We start from the raw sequence: 14,800 nt of genomic DNA, 5'->3' as shown, positions 1-14,800 counted from the left end.
CGACGGTAACAGGGTAGGGCGGCCTGACCAGCGGCGTAGGGCCTTCGCTGCGACGGGAGTTCAGCACGGATGCAGCACCCGGACCATTCCGGCCAGATCCGAGCGAGGCACACCCGTCGCCCCGGACAGCGGCGGCGCTGCACCGCGGGTGCGACACCACGACAGCCCGCTGACCAGCGCCGCTCGGCAGTCTTCTCGGCACGGAGCACCACGGCTCCGTGGGCAGTCGAGAGGGGTGGTCACAGCGTGACCGGAACGGAAGAACGACAGGGCGATCCGGGCGACTGGTCCGGAGGGCAGATCGCCTACTACCGGGCGCGAGCCGACGAGTACGACGCCACCTACGGCACCCGCATGGACATGCCGCGGCTCGCGAAGGCCCTGGACTCGCTGCCGGTCGGCGGTGACGTCCTGGAGATCGCCTGTGGCACGGGCCAGTGGACCCGGCTGCTCTCTCACCGGGCCCACAGCCTGACCGCGCTGGACGCGGCGCCGGAGATGCTCCGCCGGGCCCGCGACCGTATGCGAGGAACCGAGACCCGCTTCATCGAAGCCGACGTCTTCGGCTGGGAGCCGGACCGCCAGTACGACACGGTGTTCTTCGCGTTCTGGCTCAGCCACGTGCCGCCGGTGGAGATGGAAGCGTTCTGGAACCTGCTCAGGTGGGCTCTGGTGCCCGGCGGTCGCGTGGTGTTCCTCGACGACTCGCCGGCGAAGGCTGAGATCGAGGACCGGGCAGGAGCGGCGTCCGTGCCGACCGTCCATCGCACCCTCTCTGACGGCTCCCGCCACATGGCCGTGAAGGTGCTCCGAGACTCCACCGAGCTCACCTCCCAGCTGAGCGGTCTGGGTTGGGACGCCCGCGTCGAGGCGATCGACCCGTTCCACCTCGTCGGCGTGGCCCGTGCCAAGGAGGGCTCGTGACCACCGTCAACGGCTACGCGGCCCGGCCCAGCATCCGAGCCGGCGAGGTGGTGCGCCTGCACATCGCCACCACCGCGCCCCGCTTCCACGTCGACTTCTACCGCTGGGGAGCCGAACCGCAGCACGCGGGGCACGTCGAATGGCCCGGCCGTGCCGCGTCTCCCGGAAACTTCAACGCGGACTGGCAGTGGCCCGCGTACGAGTTCCTCGTACCCCCGGAGTGGCGGTCCGGTGTCTACATCGCGGTGCTGGGCACGGAGCGCGGCTCCGGCATACCGCCGTTGGATGCCCGGGAGGCGCGCATCCTCCTGGTCGTCACCCCCTCCGCGCCCTCCGGCCGCAGGATCCTGTACAAGATCCCGACGTTCACTTACCAGGCGTACAACACGGCGGGCGGCGGCAGCCTCTACAGCGCCGCCCACGTCACGACGCGCCGTCCTGGGGGCGGTGTCGGCGGGCCCGTGAAGGGCCTGCCGGACGCGTACGACCCGTCATCGCCCCGGCAGACGTTCGCCCACTGGGACGCCCCCTTCATCGCCTGGATGGAGCGGAACCGGATCGAGGCCGACTACTGCACCGACCTGGACCTCCACGAGGGGCTGTTCCTGCGCGACGGATACCGCCTCCTGGTCGCCGCCGGTCACGACGAGTACTGGAGCACCGACCTCCGACGCCACGTGACCGCCTTCCGGGACGCCGGTGGCCACATCGCCAACTTCGGGGCCAACACCTGCTGGTGGCGTGTCGATGTCGCCCCGAGCGGAACGGGGCTGTCCTGCGACAAGTTCCCGCCCGGAGCGCCCGCCGACACCGACCCGGACAGCTCGTACGGGTGCCCGGACCACTGGTGGGAGTCGGAGCCGGAGAACACCATCCTGGGTGTGAGCTACCGCAACGGCGGTGGCCACTGGGAAGGCACCCGCGCTTCGCTAGGCTTCGTCGTCACCGACGCCGGCCACTGGGCCTTCGCCGGCACAGAGCTCAGGACCGGAGACAGCCTGGGACACGGCGGAGCGCTGATCGGCTACGAGTGCGACGGCGCGGCGTTCGAGTACGACGCCGCCGGCCGCCCGCGCCCCACCGGCCAGGACGGAACGCCGAAGGACTTCGAGATCCTCGGCATAGCCGAGCTCCCCCCGGAGTGGAACTGCGCCGCCCGGGAGCCGATGCCCGGCCCCCGGGCCGCCACGCTCGGTGTCTTCACCGCCGGCGGCACGGTCTTCACGGCCGCCACCACCGACTGGGCGCGCCTCCTGGCGACCGATCCCCAGGTCGCCACGGTCACCCGCAACGTCATCACCCGGCTCTCCTGACCGAAGGGATGGGATCGTCGTGCCCGGAAACGGAACCGGCAACGTACAACCGCTCGACGTCGTCATCGGTGTCAACGGCATCGGTATGGGACACACCGTCCGGCAGAGTGTGATCGCCCAGTACCTCCGCGACCGCGGGCATCGGGTCCGGATCGTCACCAACGGCCAGGGCAGGGTCGAGTACTTCCAGGACCTCGGCTTCCCCGCCTGGGACGCCTGGATGCCCACGCTGCTCGCGCGCGACGACCGGATCCACGCCCGCGACGCCGTACGCGCGAACATCCGGCAGGCGCCCGGAGGTCTCCTCCGCCACCTCCGGCTGCGCAGGGCTGTCCAGAACAACGGCGTCCCGGACGTGTTCGTCACCGACTACGAGCCCAACACCCCGCGGCTCGCCTACCACTTCGGTCGACCGCTCGTCTCCATCGACCAGCAGAGCAAGTACCGGCACCTCGACCTCCCCACCGTCGGCCGGTACGCCCGCACGGCCGACGAGCAGCGGCTGCGGTACTTCGCGCCCCGCATGGACCGGTCCTTCGTCTGCTCCTACGTCCCGCTGGGTGCCGAGGACCAGAGGGTGGAGTTCATCTCCCCGGTCGTCCCCGACCTCGTCAGGTCGGCGCCGACCACCACCGAGCCCCTCGCCACGGCCTACTTCTCCCGCTACTTCGACCACGGCCCGGAGGAGTCCGTCCGCGAACTGGCCTCGGTCTTCCGCCAGTCCGTACCGGACCGCACGCTGCGGATCTACGCACAGCCGACGGAGCTGAGGGCCCTGCGTGGGTACGCCGACACCCGGATCAAGATACGCGCCTTCGACCGCGAGGCGTTCATCTCGGACATGGCCCGTTCCGAGGCCATCTTCTCCAATGCGGGCTTCAACCTGATCAGCGAGGCTCTCGTCCTCGGCAAACCGGTCCACCTCATCCCGTTGCCGACCTATGACCAGCACTGGTGCGCCAAGGTCGTCGACGAGGCCGGGCTGGGAACTGCGGCCCCGCGCGTCGAGCGGCGAGCCGTCCTCGACTTCCTCGCGAGGGGGCCGGTGCTCCGCGACAACGTCGTACGCCACCGCGACCTGTACCTCGCAGCCGATCCCCGGGAACGGATCGCCTCGTACCTGGAGAGCCTGCCGGCCGTCGACCGGCCGATGCCCGCGCCGATCGCGGGGTAGTCGACATGCCGACTCCCCCGGTTCCTTCCTACGTGGTGACTGCGGCGATCGTGGCCGCCGCAGTGGCCTGCTACCGATTCGGGGTCTCCCCCACGGTACGGGCTCTCGCTCGGCGCCCCACGCCACTGGCCATGGGTACGGCCGTCGCGGTCATCGCCCCCTTGGCCCTCCGTCCGTCGCCTCTCCCCGAGCAGCTGCGCTGGTTCGTCGTCTTCGTGATCGCCCTCCTCACCTGGCGAGGCGCCACGAGCGACTACGACGTCACGCTGCCCATCGGTCCCCAGCGTCGGGACAAGCTGATCCTCCTGCTCCTCGCCGTCGCGTCCTGCCTCTGGGCTCCCGCCCTGCTGGCGTGGATCGCCGTGTTCTGCGGCAGGCTGCGTGGCTGGCAGCACCACGGGATGATGCCGGTGAGGCTGCTGAAGGGGTACCTTGCCTGGTTCCTCGTGACCGCGGTCCTCACCCCGCCCCCGTCCGACTCCACGACGGGTCTGGTGCTGGTACTCGGCTGTGTCTCGCTGTCGCACTACGTCAAGCCGGTCTGGAGCAAGGCCCGTCTGGGGCCGCGCTCCTGGTCGTGGGCCTGGCACAACCGCACGCACTACCTCATGGCCTCGGCGTACTCCTGGGGCTGGGCGCGCTTCCTCCCGTCCGGAAAGGTGTCTCGGCTTCTGCGCCGGGCGAGGATCGTGGACCGCCCCCTCAACATACTCACGATGGTCGTGGAGGCCGCCGGGCTGGTCGCCTTCCTCGACCGCCGACTACTGATCGCGGTCCTGGTGGCGACGGCACTCTTCAACCTCACCGTCGCCCTCGCCTCCGGCATCTTCTTCTGGGAGAACATCGCCGCCAACATCGGGCTCGCGACGGCCGTCGGGCTGCTTCCCGACGCGGGGTACGAAGCGGCCTTCGGGTGGCCCGCCGCGCTGGTCGCGCTCACCGTGATCCTGCTCAGCACCGCCGACCTGCTGTGGCAGCCCTGGCATCTGGGGTGGTGGGACTCGCCTTTCACCGCCCGCATCCACTGGCAGGTGGAGACCGTCTCCGGCGCGACGCGAGGTCTCTACAACGACTACATGTGCCCGTACGAGCGTGAGTTCGGCCGCGTCGAGGGCTACTTCCTGGCGGACGAGCCCGTCCTCCACGGACACCTCGGAATCGTCTGGGACCGGCAGCTTCGGGATCTCCTCGTCCAGGCCGACGGGGACCCGGACCAGCTGCACGCGCTCAAGCAGACCTACGGCCGAACGCACAAGGACGAGGAACGGTCGGCTGAGCACGTCGCCTTCCTGACCGCCATGTTCACCCGGCTCAACGCCGGTACCCGAAAGAGCCCCCTGCCCCGGTGGCTACGTCGCATCAAAGCCCCTGGGGGCCAGCTCTACCGGTGGGGCGATCTGCCCGCCTACCGCGGCGAGGAACCCGTCCGCCGCATCACCATCCGCTACGAGGAGCGCTGCTACCTCCCCGAGACCGGCGACTTCGTCCTGCTCGCCGATCGCGTCGTACGGGAGATCGACCTCAGCGTTCCGAAGACCGACCTGGAGGACTGACTCACATGCGCAAGATCTTCGTCGACTGCGGCGCCAACCTCGGAATCGTGCTGAAGAGCTTCATGCACGAGCTCCCGGACCACGACTTCTACGCCTTCGAGCCCAACCCGAGCCTGCTTCCCTCCATCCACGCGAACGTCGAGCAGGCGCGGCACACCGGCCTGGTTGAGGTTTCCCCCATCGCGGTGTGGACCGAGGACGGGACGATCGACCTCTTCCTCGGTCACCACGAGAGCTCCACCGTGATGCCCGGCAAGCGGGTCCCGCCCATGTACGACCAGCAGATCGACTACGGCTCGCCCGTCGCCGTGCCGGCAGTGGACTTCAGCGCGTGGCTCCGCCGGACCGCCACACCGGAGGACCACGTCGTCGTGAAGATGGACATCGAGGGTGCCGAGTACCCCGTGCTCAGGAAGCTGCTCGCCGACGGCACGATCGACCTCGTCTCCGTCCTCTACGTCGAGTGGCACCACGACCGCTTCCCCGCCATGAACCAGGCCGAGCACGACCAGGTCGCCGCCGCCGTATCCGCGCGCGTCGATGTCCGCCACTGGGACTGACCGGAATGAGGGAACACGACGCCATGAGCACCCAGCGCATCTATCTGATCAAGCACGGCGAGACGGAGGAGAACCTCCAGGGCATCCATCAGGGCCGGGCGGTCGGCGGTCGGCTCAGCAAGCGCGGGCGCGCCGACATACAGTGGGCCGGCGCCTGCCTCGCGACGGCCGGGATCGCCGTGGACCGGATGCTCGTCAGCCCGATGTCCCGTTGCCGGGAGTCGGCCGAGCTCCTCACGGCCGCGCTCGCCCCCGCAGACGTCCGCGTCGACGAGCGTCTGGCCGCCAAGGACAGCGGTCACCTCGGGGGAGGGCCCAGGGAGCTCGCCGCCGCCGAGGCCGCTCACCACGGTGTACCGATACACCGGCTCCGCACGCCGGGCGGCGAGTCGTCGGAGGACGTGCAGGCCCGCTACGTGGACCTCTGGGACAAGGTCTGCTCCGAGGGACGGCGAACGACCGTCCTCGTCGGGCACGGTGGGGGCATCGCCTGCCTGCTGCTGTGGCTCACCGGGAACGGCTTCGACCGGTACCTCCAGCACGTGCCCGGGTCCGCCGGTGTCACGTGCGTGGAGATCGGCGGTCCGACTCCGCGCATCCGGCTGATGAACGCCACGCCCGCGGACCTGCCGGTCCTCCTCAACGCCCGTACCGCCCGATGAGAGTCGGGACGGTACGGGTGCGGGGATGCCTGTCAGGCCTCCGGGGCACCGCCGAAGCGCTCACGGTAGGACTCCAGGTCCTCCTCCGCGATCTTCGCGAAGAGCACCGGCGGCACCGTGAAAGCGGTGCCGGTCGGGACGGTGTCCAGGGACCTGGCCTGGTCGGCGGTGACCCAGGTCGCGGTGTCGTTCTCCAGGGCGAAGGCCCCGCGCATGGCGGCGGTCGAGGTCGGGATGAAGGGCTCGGAGACGACCGCGTACAGGTGGATCAGGTTCATCGCGGTACGGAGGGTCAGCGCGGCGCCGTCGGCGTCGGTCTTGATCTCCAGCCAGGGAGCCTTCTCCTCCAGGTAGGAGTTACCCGCGGACCACAGCGCACGCAGGGCGGCGGCGGCCTTGCGGAACTGGAGGGCCTCCATCTGCTCCTCGTACTCGCCGAGCAGCCGTGCGATCTCCTCGCCCAGCTTCGCCTCCGCCTCGCTGGCGGCGTGCCCGGCCGGGACTTCGTCGCCGAACCGCTTGCGGGAGAACGACAGTACGCGGTTGACGAAGTTGCCGAGGGTGTCCGCCAGGTCCTTGTTCACTGTGGCGGTGAAGTGCTCCCACGTGAAAGAGGAGTCGTCCGACTCGGGGGCGTTGGCGATCAGGAAATAGCGCCAGTAGTCGCCGGGCAGGATCTCCAGGGCCGCGTCGGTGAAGACTCCGCGCTTCTGGGATGTGGAGAACTTGCCGCCGTAGAACGTCAGCCAGTTGAAGCCCTTGACGACGTCGACCTTCTTCCAAGGCTCGCGCACGCCGAGCTCGGTGGCCGGGAACATCACCGTGTGGAAGGGGACGTTGTCCTTCGCCATGAACTGCGTGTACCGGACGGTGTCGTCGGCCTCGTACCACCACGACTTCCAGTCGCGGGTCTCACCGTCGAAGGCGGCGTCCGCCCACTCCTTCGTCGCGCCGATGTACTCGATCGGGGCGTCGAACCAGACGTAGAAGACCTTGCCCTCGGCCGCGAGCTCCGGCCAGGTGTCGGCCGGGACAGGCACACCCCAGTCGAGGTCGCGGGTGATGGCGCGGTCGTTCAGGCCCTCGGTCAGCCACTTGCGGGCGATGGACGTGGACAGGTGCGGCCACTCCGCGCTGACGGTGGCGATCCACTCCTCGACCTCGGGCTGGAGCTTGGACTGCAGCAGGAAGAGGTGCTTGGTCTCGCGGACCTCCAGGTCCGTGGAGCCGCTGATCGCCGAGCGCGGGTCGATCAGGTCGGTCGGGTCGAGGACGCGCGTGCAGTTCTCGCACTGGTCACCGCGGGCCTTGTCGTACCCGCAGTGCGGGCACGTGCCCTCGACGTACCGGTCCGGAAGGAAACGACCGTCGACCGGCGAGTACACCTGACGGATCGCACGCTCCTCGATGAAGCCGTTCTCGTTCAGCTTGCGCGCGAAGTGCTGGGTGATCTCGACGTTCTGCTGCGAGGAGCTGCGCCCGAAGTAGTCGAAGGCGAGGTCGAAACCGTCGTACACGGCCTTCTGCGCGTCATGGGCCTGCGCGCAGAACTCGGCGACGGACAGGCCGGCCTCCTTGGCCGCCAGTTCGGCCGGCGTGCCGTGCTCGTCGGTGGCGCAGATGTAGAGGACGTCGTGGCCACGCTGGCGGAGGTACCGGGAGTACACGTCCGCCGGAAGCATCGACCCGACCATGTTGCCCAGGTGCTTGATCCCGTTGATGTAGGGAAGCGCGCTGGTTACCAGGTGTCGAGCCATCCTTGGATGCTCCATTTCGTACGTACGGCGCCGGTGGCGCTGCCACGGCGGGCCCAGGTCGGGAGGCCACAGCCGACGCGATCACTCCGATCGCACGTCGACGTCACTCACGGTGACGGAACGGGACTGCAAGCCGCCGTCATCGTATCGAACCGGGGGTCGGGCCAGCCTACGGGTTTTCCCGCCTCTCCTTGCCGCGCCCGAAAAGCACTCGGCCGTCCGAGACAGGCGGCCAAGCGAGTCTCGTACGGCCGAGGCGGTCCCCATCTTACGGCCACCGGCCATCGCGGATCCCGCGCCGCGCGTACGTCCCCGCTCCCCCAGCCCCGACTCCAGCAAGGTGGACCGCATGATCAGGAATCACGAGCCCCGTCGACTCCACGTGGTCGTCGTGGGGCAGGGATACGTCGGGCTGCCGCTGGCGGTTCGAGCCGCCGAGGTCGGGCACCACGTCGTCGGCCTCGACGTGGACGCCGGGCGGATCAAGCGTCTCGTGCTCGGCGAGTCCTACGTCGAGGACATCTCGGACAGGCGGCTGGCACCGCTCCTCGCTGCCGGCGTCTATGCGCCGACCGTCGACCCGGCCGACTGCGTCGGGTTCGACGTGGCGGTCGTCACCGTCCCGACGCCGCTGCGCGACGGCACGCCGGACCTGTCGCACGTCGAGGACGCGGCACGGACGCTCGGCCGCCACCTCACGCGCGGAGCGACCGTCGTCCTGGAGTCGACCACGTACCCCGGGACGACCGAGGAGGTGTTCCGTCCGCTCCTCGAACGCGGTTCCGGGCTAACCGCCGGCCGTGACTTCCACCTCGGCTACAGCCCGGAGCGCATCGATCCCGGGAACCCCACCTGGAGGCTCGAGAACACACCCAAGGTCGTCTCGGGCATCACCCCGTCCTCCATGGAGTCGGTCCGCGACTTCTACGCGTCTCTCGTCGACACGGTCGTCCCCGTTGCCAGCTGCAAGGAGGCAGAGCTCACCAAGCTCCTCGAGAACACCTTCCGGCACGTCAACATCGCCCTCGCCAACGAGCTGGCGATCTTCGCCCACGACCTGGGCATCGACGTCTGGGCGGCCATCGACGCGGCTTCCACCAAACCCTTCGGGTTCATGCGCTTCACCCCAGGCCCCGGGGTCGGAGGCCACTGCCTGCCTGTCGACCCCTCGTACCTGTCGTGGCGGGTCGAGCGGACCCTGGGGCAGAACTTCCGCTTCGTCGAGCTGGCGAACGACGTCAACAACCACATGCCCGACTACGTGGTGCGGCGTCTCGTCGCGGGCCTCAACGAGCGGGGGAAGCCGCTCAAGGGCTCCCGGATCCTGCTGCTCGGTCTCGCGTACAAGGCCAACACCGGGGACGCCCGTGAGACGCCGACGGCCCGAATCGCCGAACTCCTCACCCGCATGGGCGCCGAGGTCCAGGCCGCCGACCCTCACGTCCTGGACGACGCCCACCCCCGCGCCGCCCGACTGGATGGCCTCCAGCGCGTGGACGTGACCACCGACCGGCTCGCGATGGCCGACGCCGTCGTCCTCCTCGCGGACCACGACGCCTTCGACTACCCCCTGATCAGCGCGCACTCCCCGTACATCCTCGACTGCCGCCGCCGGCTCACCGGCGCCCATGTCGACTCTCTCTGATCTCCCTGAAGGGAACCACCGTGAAGATCGTGATCACCGGCGGCGCCGGATTCATCGGCAGCAACCTCGTCCGCGCCCTGACCGAGCAGCCCCGTGTCTCCCGACTCCGAGTCGTCGACAACCTCTCCACCGGGGACAAGGCAAACCTCGCCGGCCTCGACGTGGACTTCTTCCAGGGAGACGTCCAGGACGCCACTCTCCTCGACCGGGCGTTCCGCGGCGCCGACGCCGTCGTCCACCTGGCCGCACTCCCCTCCGTACCTCGCTCCCTGCGGGACCCCCTGGCCAGTCACCATGCCAACGCGACCGGCACCCTCCAGGTCCTCGAAGCCGCCCGCCGCGCCGGCGGCCCGCACGTGATCGCCGCCTCCTCGTCCTCCGTCTACGGCGCCAACCCCCACCTGCCGAAGCACGAGGACCTCGCCTCCGCCCCCATGAGCCCGTACGCGGTCACCAAGCTCACGACGGAGGCGTACCTGAGCGCCTACCACCACAGCTTCGACCTGCCGGTCCTCCCCTTCCGATTCTTCAACGTCTACGGCCCCGGCCAGCGCGCCGACCACGCCTATGCCGCCGTTATCCCGAAGTGGATCAGCGCCGCCCTCGCCGGCCGGCCGGTGACCATCCACGGCGACGGCACCCAGACCCGCGACTTCACCTACGTGGACACGGTCTGCGACGTCCTCACCGACGCCCTCCTCCGCAGGGTCGTGGACCCCCACCCGGTAAACCTCGCCTTCGGAAGCCGTACCTCGCTGCTGGACCTGATCGAGGAGATCGAATCCGCGACTGGGCAGCCCGTCGACCGGGAATACAAGGCTCCGCGCGCCGGCGATGTCCCTCACTCACAGGCGGACAGTGCGCGCCTGCGAGCGCTGTTCCCCACGGTGACACCACTGCCGATCCAGCAGGGAATCGCGACGACAGTGGACTGGTTCCGTGACGCAACCATCACCACGGCTTCGAGCTGAGCTCTTGCCGGGAATGGGGCGACCTCTCATCAGTCGCCCAGCCGTCGAAGGCACATGCAACCGAGGGCCGTAGCCAGCGAGCCAGGTAAGCGGCCTCCGGGCATCGTAATATCAGGCGTCGGCAGTTCGCCCGGCCAAGGACTGCCCCAATAGAGGTGCCATGACCGCCCTGGTCACTTCCGGATTCGATCAGCGGAAATTGTGCGCAATCTTACTCAACCCACCCCTGCGTCCCGCAGCGGATACAATCTCGCACCGCAATCTCCTCGCCGCGCTACCGCTCACTGGTTGCGGCGAGTTGAGACTGGCCAATCTGATCGACATCCCATCGAAGGACCAGAGACAGCTGGCTGGCATCATAGTGACCGAACGGGACCTGGCCAGGTCCCGTGAGCAGCTCTCAGCGGCGATTGAAGGGGCCGATGAGATCCTGTTCGCCTGGGGTACCGGGAGTATTACCGGCACCGTGGGAAGAGCCCTCAAGGACCAGGTCGCGTGGGTGCACGCGCACGTGGACGCCCGTGGCTTACGGCGGGTCTGGATGGTCGCCGACACGCCGAGGCATCCGTCGCGGTGGCGGCAGTTCGTTGGCCCCGAGAAGCGACGCGTCGAGGGGAGCTGCTTCGAAGAGCGGCTGGCCAAGGTGCTAACCAGCCATGAAGCGAATTCGCTCCCGCAAGGGCCGCACCTCGCTGGTCCTCGGTGACCTGACAAGAGCGTGCTCTCGGTGGCCGCCGGTCCCAGACCGGCGGCCACCGACCACATCGGTCGGCCTACTCGTCCTCGAAACCGTACTGTTCGAACTTCAACGTGCGGGCGTTCTCAGTTACGACACGGACCTTGTCATCCGGATATCCGTCCATACTGTGAGCTTCGATCTCCAGCCGGATGCGTACCTCGGCCCCTGGGGCGGACCGCAGATGCGGAAGGATCTCCTCCACGAACTTCGCGAAGTCACGACCGCTCCGCTCCGCGTCCACAGGATACGAGCCGAAGAACCGTACATTGCGGGTCGGCTGGGGCTCTGGGGCAGCCGGAGCCGCTTGGGCCGGATGGATTTCGGTGGGGATATCCCCACCGACGGTGTTGGGGGCTTCGGCTGCTGCCCCACTTGCTGGCTGCGCAGCGACATCCCGCGCAGCCGCCCTACGAGCTACTTCGGCCAGGTCCCGTTCCCTCTGCTCAATCGCCCGCTCGGGCTTGACGAGCAGCGTGGCGTCGGTTGGCAGACCGAAGGAGTCCTGCATGGGCAGAGAGAGACCGACGTAGGTGCCGCTCTCTTCGTCGTATCCCTCAGCGAGCGCGAAGCCCTCGGCTTCCCAGGTGATTCCCTCCGACAGTACGGACAGCACAGCCTGCTCAAGTACAGACCGGTCCCGGAGGCGCATCAAGTAAGGGTGCTTGCGGTAGTAGTTCCACAGTGCACCAAGCGAGACGTGCCCGGACTCCCAGACTGCCCGCAGGTGGGAGTTCAGATCCAGCCGGATGTTGAGGGCGCCGAACACCGTGGTGAACTGCCCTCCGCTCACCAGCACCTTAGAAGCACGTACGGCGAGCCTGTCTTCGCTGCCCTCGCAGCGGATCGTGCTGAGCACGTACTCCTTGTCGCCTTGCGGCTGCTTCGGCACTATCAGCCAGGTATACGTACCCGCGATCCGCAGATTGACTGTTTCGTTCGCCTGGGCACAGCGGCTCTCGGCGAGTCCGGCCTGCTGGGCCGTGAGGTTCAACCCAGCTTCGCCTCGTTGCGCGTACGCGTCCTTCCACGCCAGGTAGTCGCGTGCGGCGTCCTCGAGTTCCTCGAGGCGCCGATCATCAGGAGCGAGAAACGCCAGCTGGTTAACGTTCACACGCGTGGCGGTGCCACGCAGCTTGAGGCACTTCTTGACGAACTCCAGTGCCTTGGTGTCCTTCTCCCCCTTGCTGTGGAAGAACTTGGGGTGTAGCAGAACCAGCCGGGCCTCTTCCAGATCTGGCACCTCGGCGGTGCCATCCGGGGCAGTGTGGACGCGGGCAAAGTCTCCCGAGGGCTGCCTCTGGTTCCGGTTGAGTCGGTCGGCGATCTCGGCCCAGACTTCCTCGGGTCGGTCCCGCAGCGCCTCTGCAGCATCCTGAACATGGCGAGTGATGGACGCCTGGGTGCTGTAGTAGTAGCGCCCGCTTTCAGGGTAGAAGAACGTGGTGCGCTGGCTGAGCAAGTCAAGCGCGGAGCCAAAGTTCCCGATCGTATCGCCAGGCACAGCCGTACCCAGCCACACATACTGCCGGTCGATGCCCTTGTGATCACTGCGCAGTGTAGGCGCGGAGCCGAAGTACACCGTTCGGGCGAGGCGGCGGGTGAGCCGTCGCTGACCGAAGGTTGTGCGCTCCTCATCGATCCGGACAGGGATGGAACCCTCTCCGTCGACGTCGGTGGAGATGATGACCTTCCACTCGTCGTCGAGGTACTGGTTGAGCTCGCTGACGACCTTCGCGTCCTGGAGCGGGATAGAGCCGGGCATGATGAGCGGCCCTGGGTCGTTCGCTTCCCATAGTGCGTGGACGACTGTGCTCATCATGCGCAGCACGCCGCGGGTTCGCTGGAAGCGCTCCAGCGTCGACCAGTCCTTGTAGAGGCGATCGAAGAGCTCGGGGTGTATCGGGTAGGCAGCCTTGATCCGATCCTCATACGCCGGCTCGGAGCATTCGCGGGGGAACTCACCATGCTTTGATCGGTAGAACTCGATGAACTGCCTTGCCACAGCAGCGATTTCAGCCTTGCCGTCGGCGTCAGACGCTTCGAAAAGTCGACGTCGGACGATCTCGAAGGACTCTTGAGCGGTGGCAGGCTGCCAGGGGTCGGCCACGCGGCGCACGACATTCTGAAGCCGCTTGAGGGCCGCCTGGCCATGGAGACCACCGACTTCCAGATCACTGGCGCCAGTGGAGTCGCCGTCGCTGCCGTCAGCCTTGTGAGACGCCGGAATGGAGACGACGAGCAGCGCGCCAGGGACGGCTTTAACCGACTCAGTCAGAGTCTGAGCGAATGTGAACTGGCTGTCGAACGTGCCAGCAGGCAGGTCATCCTTGCCGTACAGCTCACGGGCGTAAGCGACCCATTCGTCGATGAGGATGAGACAGGGACCGTAGTCGGCGATCAGCTCCTGCAGCGCCCGGCCGGGATTGGTGCCCGCTTCGTCGTCTTCAGCGATCCGGTTGTATGCCTCCCTGCCCCCGAGCTGCCAGGCCAACTCACCCCAGAGTGTGTTGACGTGAGTGCCGTCGTCCTTGGTCTCCCCCTTGGCCGGCCGCATCCGATTACCGACGAGCGTGACGCGCTTCACCTCGGCCACGGAGTCCCAGGCAACGCCCGAGTCCGCAATCAGATCGTGCAGTTCCTGCGGGAACTCGGCGAGCGGGGTTCCGGATGCCAGGTGGTACAGCGCCAGCATCGAGTGGGTCTTGCCGCCACCGAAGTTGGTCTGGAGGTTGATGACAGGGCTGGCGTTGGAATCACCGGCGAGCCGGCGCGCTGCCCGTGTAAGCAGGTCGCGTAGGCCCTCGGTGAGATAGGTGCGCTCGAAGAAGCGGACAGGGTGGGTGTACTCCTCAGCACCCTCGTTGCGCTTCACTCCATCTAGGTCGGCAGCGAACTCAGCGGATGCGTAGTTCCCGGATGCCACATCACGGTGCGGACGGATGATCTCGCGCCAGGGCTTAATGCTCTGGCCTCTCACCAAGCCGGGAACACCTACCGCTGCACGAGCCGACTCCTTGACTGCCTCACGCGTCTCGGTCTCGTACATGGTCCGCAGGAGGTTTCGCTTCTCCTTGCGTGCGGCTGCTGCTCCTTGGGTGTCGCCGACGGAGGTCAGTAGCCGCTCGATCAGGTCCAGGACGTGTGCGGCATCCTCGGGGCTGTATCGCTCGTTGGGGTGGTCGCGGAGGAGAGAAGCGATGGACTGCTCACCACGAGAGAGCTTGTCCTCGAACCCGGCCTGCCACTCCTCGATGATCACCTTGAGGAGCACAGCCGGGTCAGACTTCGCGTAAACCGGTTTCGTTCCGGACAACTGTGCATCGCGAGCCTCGAGGGTCTTGATCCAGTCGCCCCCGTCAGGCGCGGCGGCCGTCATGATCTCGTCGACGAAGGGCTCTAGTCCCTGCGCCAACAACTCGAACCCGCGACCGACGCGATCCCGATTGTTGATTGCCATCGCCTGCCCTCGTCCCCGTCCTCATACTTCTGGTGTTGATCTCTA

General features: G+C 67.8%; 11 protein-coding genes. 9 read left to right on the top strand and 2 right to left on the bottom strand.

Annotation, left to right across the window (positions count from 1 at the left end; translation table 11 throughout):
* Positions 1–246 precede the first annotated feature (246 nt).
* From ACIO92_RS04905 to ACIO92_RS04880, 6 genes are all read left to right on the top strand, one after another.
* Positions 247–924: a class I SAM-dependent methyltransferase gene (locus ACIO92_RS04905; RefSeq protein ID WP_402282249.1), complete on the top strand. Its 678-nt coding sequence runs from the start codon at positions 247–249 to the stop codon at positions 922–924.
* Positions 921–2,237, top strand: a complete 1,317-nt coding sequence (locus ACIO92_RS04900) for a N,N-dimethylformamidase beta subunit family domain-containing protein (RefSeq protein ID WP_402282247.1) — start codon at positions 921–923, stop codon at positions 2,235–2,237. The genes ACIO92_RS04905 and ACIO92_RS04900 overlap by 4 nt, the downstream gene beginning before the upstream one ends.
* 19 nt (positions 2,238–2,256) lie before the next feature.
* The gene (locus tag ACIO92_RS04895; protein ID WP_402282245.1) at positions 2,257–3,411 is read left to right on the top strand and encodes a glycosyltransferase family protein; all 1,155 of its coding nucleotides are present in this window, start codon (positions 2,257–2,259) and stop codon (positions 3,409–3,411) included.
* Between the two features lie 131 nt (positions 3,412–3,542).
* The gene (locus ACIO92_RS04890; protein ID WP_402282243.1) at positions 3,543–4,964 is read left to right on the top strand and encodes a hypothetical protein; all 1,422 of its coding nucleotides are present in this window, start codon (positions 3,543–3,545) and stop codon (positions 4,962–4,964) included.
* 5 nt (positions 4,965–4,969) lie between these two features.
* On the top strand, positions 4,970–5,524 hold the full coding sequence (locus ACIO92_RS04885) for an FkbM family methyltransferase (protein ID WP_402282241.1): 555 nt from the start codon (positions 4,970–4,972) through the stop codon (positions 5,522–5,524).
* Between the two features lie 23 nt (positions 5,525–5,547).
* The gene (locus ACIO92_RS04880) at positions 5,548–6,186 is read left to right on the top strand and encodes a histidine phosphatase family protein (RefSeq protein ID WP_402282239.1); all 639 of its coding nucleotides are present in this window, start codon (positions 5,548–5,550) and stop codon (positions 6,184–6,186) included.
* 32 nt (positions 6,187–6,218) lie between these two features.
* Here the strand turns inward: ACIO92_RS04880 and metG are convergent, their stop codons facing one another.
* A complete protein-coding gene (metG, locus tag ACIO92_RS04875) occupies positions 6,219–7,943 on the bottom strand; it encodes a methionine--tRNA ligase (protein ID WP_402282238.1) in 1,725 nt (574 codons plus the stop codon).
* A gap of 349 nt (positions 7,944–8,292) precedes the next feature.
* Between metG and ACIO92_RS04870 the strand changes: the two genes are divergently transcribed.
* The 3 genes from ACIO92_RS04870 (at position 8,293) to ACIO92_RS04860 (ending at position 11,265) form a co-directional block, all read left to right on the top strand.
* A complete protein-coding gene (locus ACIO92_RS04870; RefSeq protein ID WP_402282236.1) occupies positions 8,293–9,588 on the top strand; it encodes a nucleotide sugar dehydrogenase in 1,296 nt (431 codons plus the stop codon).
* Between the two features lie 20 nt (positions 9,589–9,608).
* A complete protein-coding gene (locus ACIO92_RS04865) occupies positions 9,609–10,559 on the top strand; it encodes an NAD-dependent epimerase/dehydratase family protein (RefSeq protein WP_402282234.1) in 951 nt (316 codons plus the stop codon).
* 160 nt (positions 10,560–10,719) lie between these two features.
* Positions 10,720–11,265, top strand: a complete 546-nt coding sequence (locus ACIO92_RS04860; protein ID WP_402282232.1) for a DUF1643 domain-containing protein — start codon at positions 10,720–10,722, stop codon at positions 11,263–11,265.
* A 67-nt stretch (positions 11,266–11,332) separates the two neighbouring features.
* Here the strand turns inward: ACIO92_RS04860 and ACIO92_RS04855 are convergent, their stop codons facing one another.
* Positions 11,333–14,755 carry a DUF499 domain-containing protein gene (locus ACIO92_RS04855; RefSeq protein WP_402282230.1) on the bottom strand — a complete coding sequence of 1,141 codons (3,423 nt, stop codon included), beginning with the start codon at positions 14,753–14,755 and terminating at the stop codon, positions 11,333–11,335.
* Positions 14,756–14,800: the final 45 nt, after the last annotated feature.

It is taken from the genome of Streptomyces sp. NPDC087215 (assembly GCF_044744885.1).
Lineage (GTDB): Bacteria > Actinomycetota > Actinomycetes > Streptomycetales > Streptomycetaceae > Streptomyces.
The sequence above is the reverse complement of the archived record's forward strand: the minus strand, read 5'-3'. Positions and strand labels throughout refer to the sequence as shown.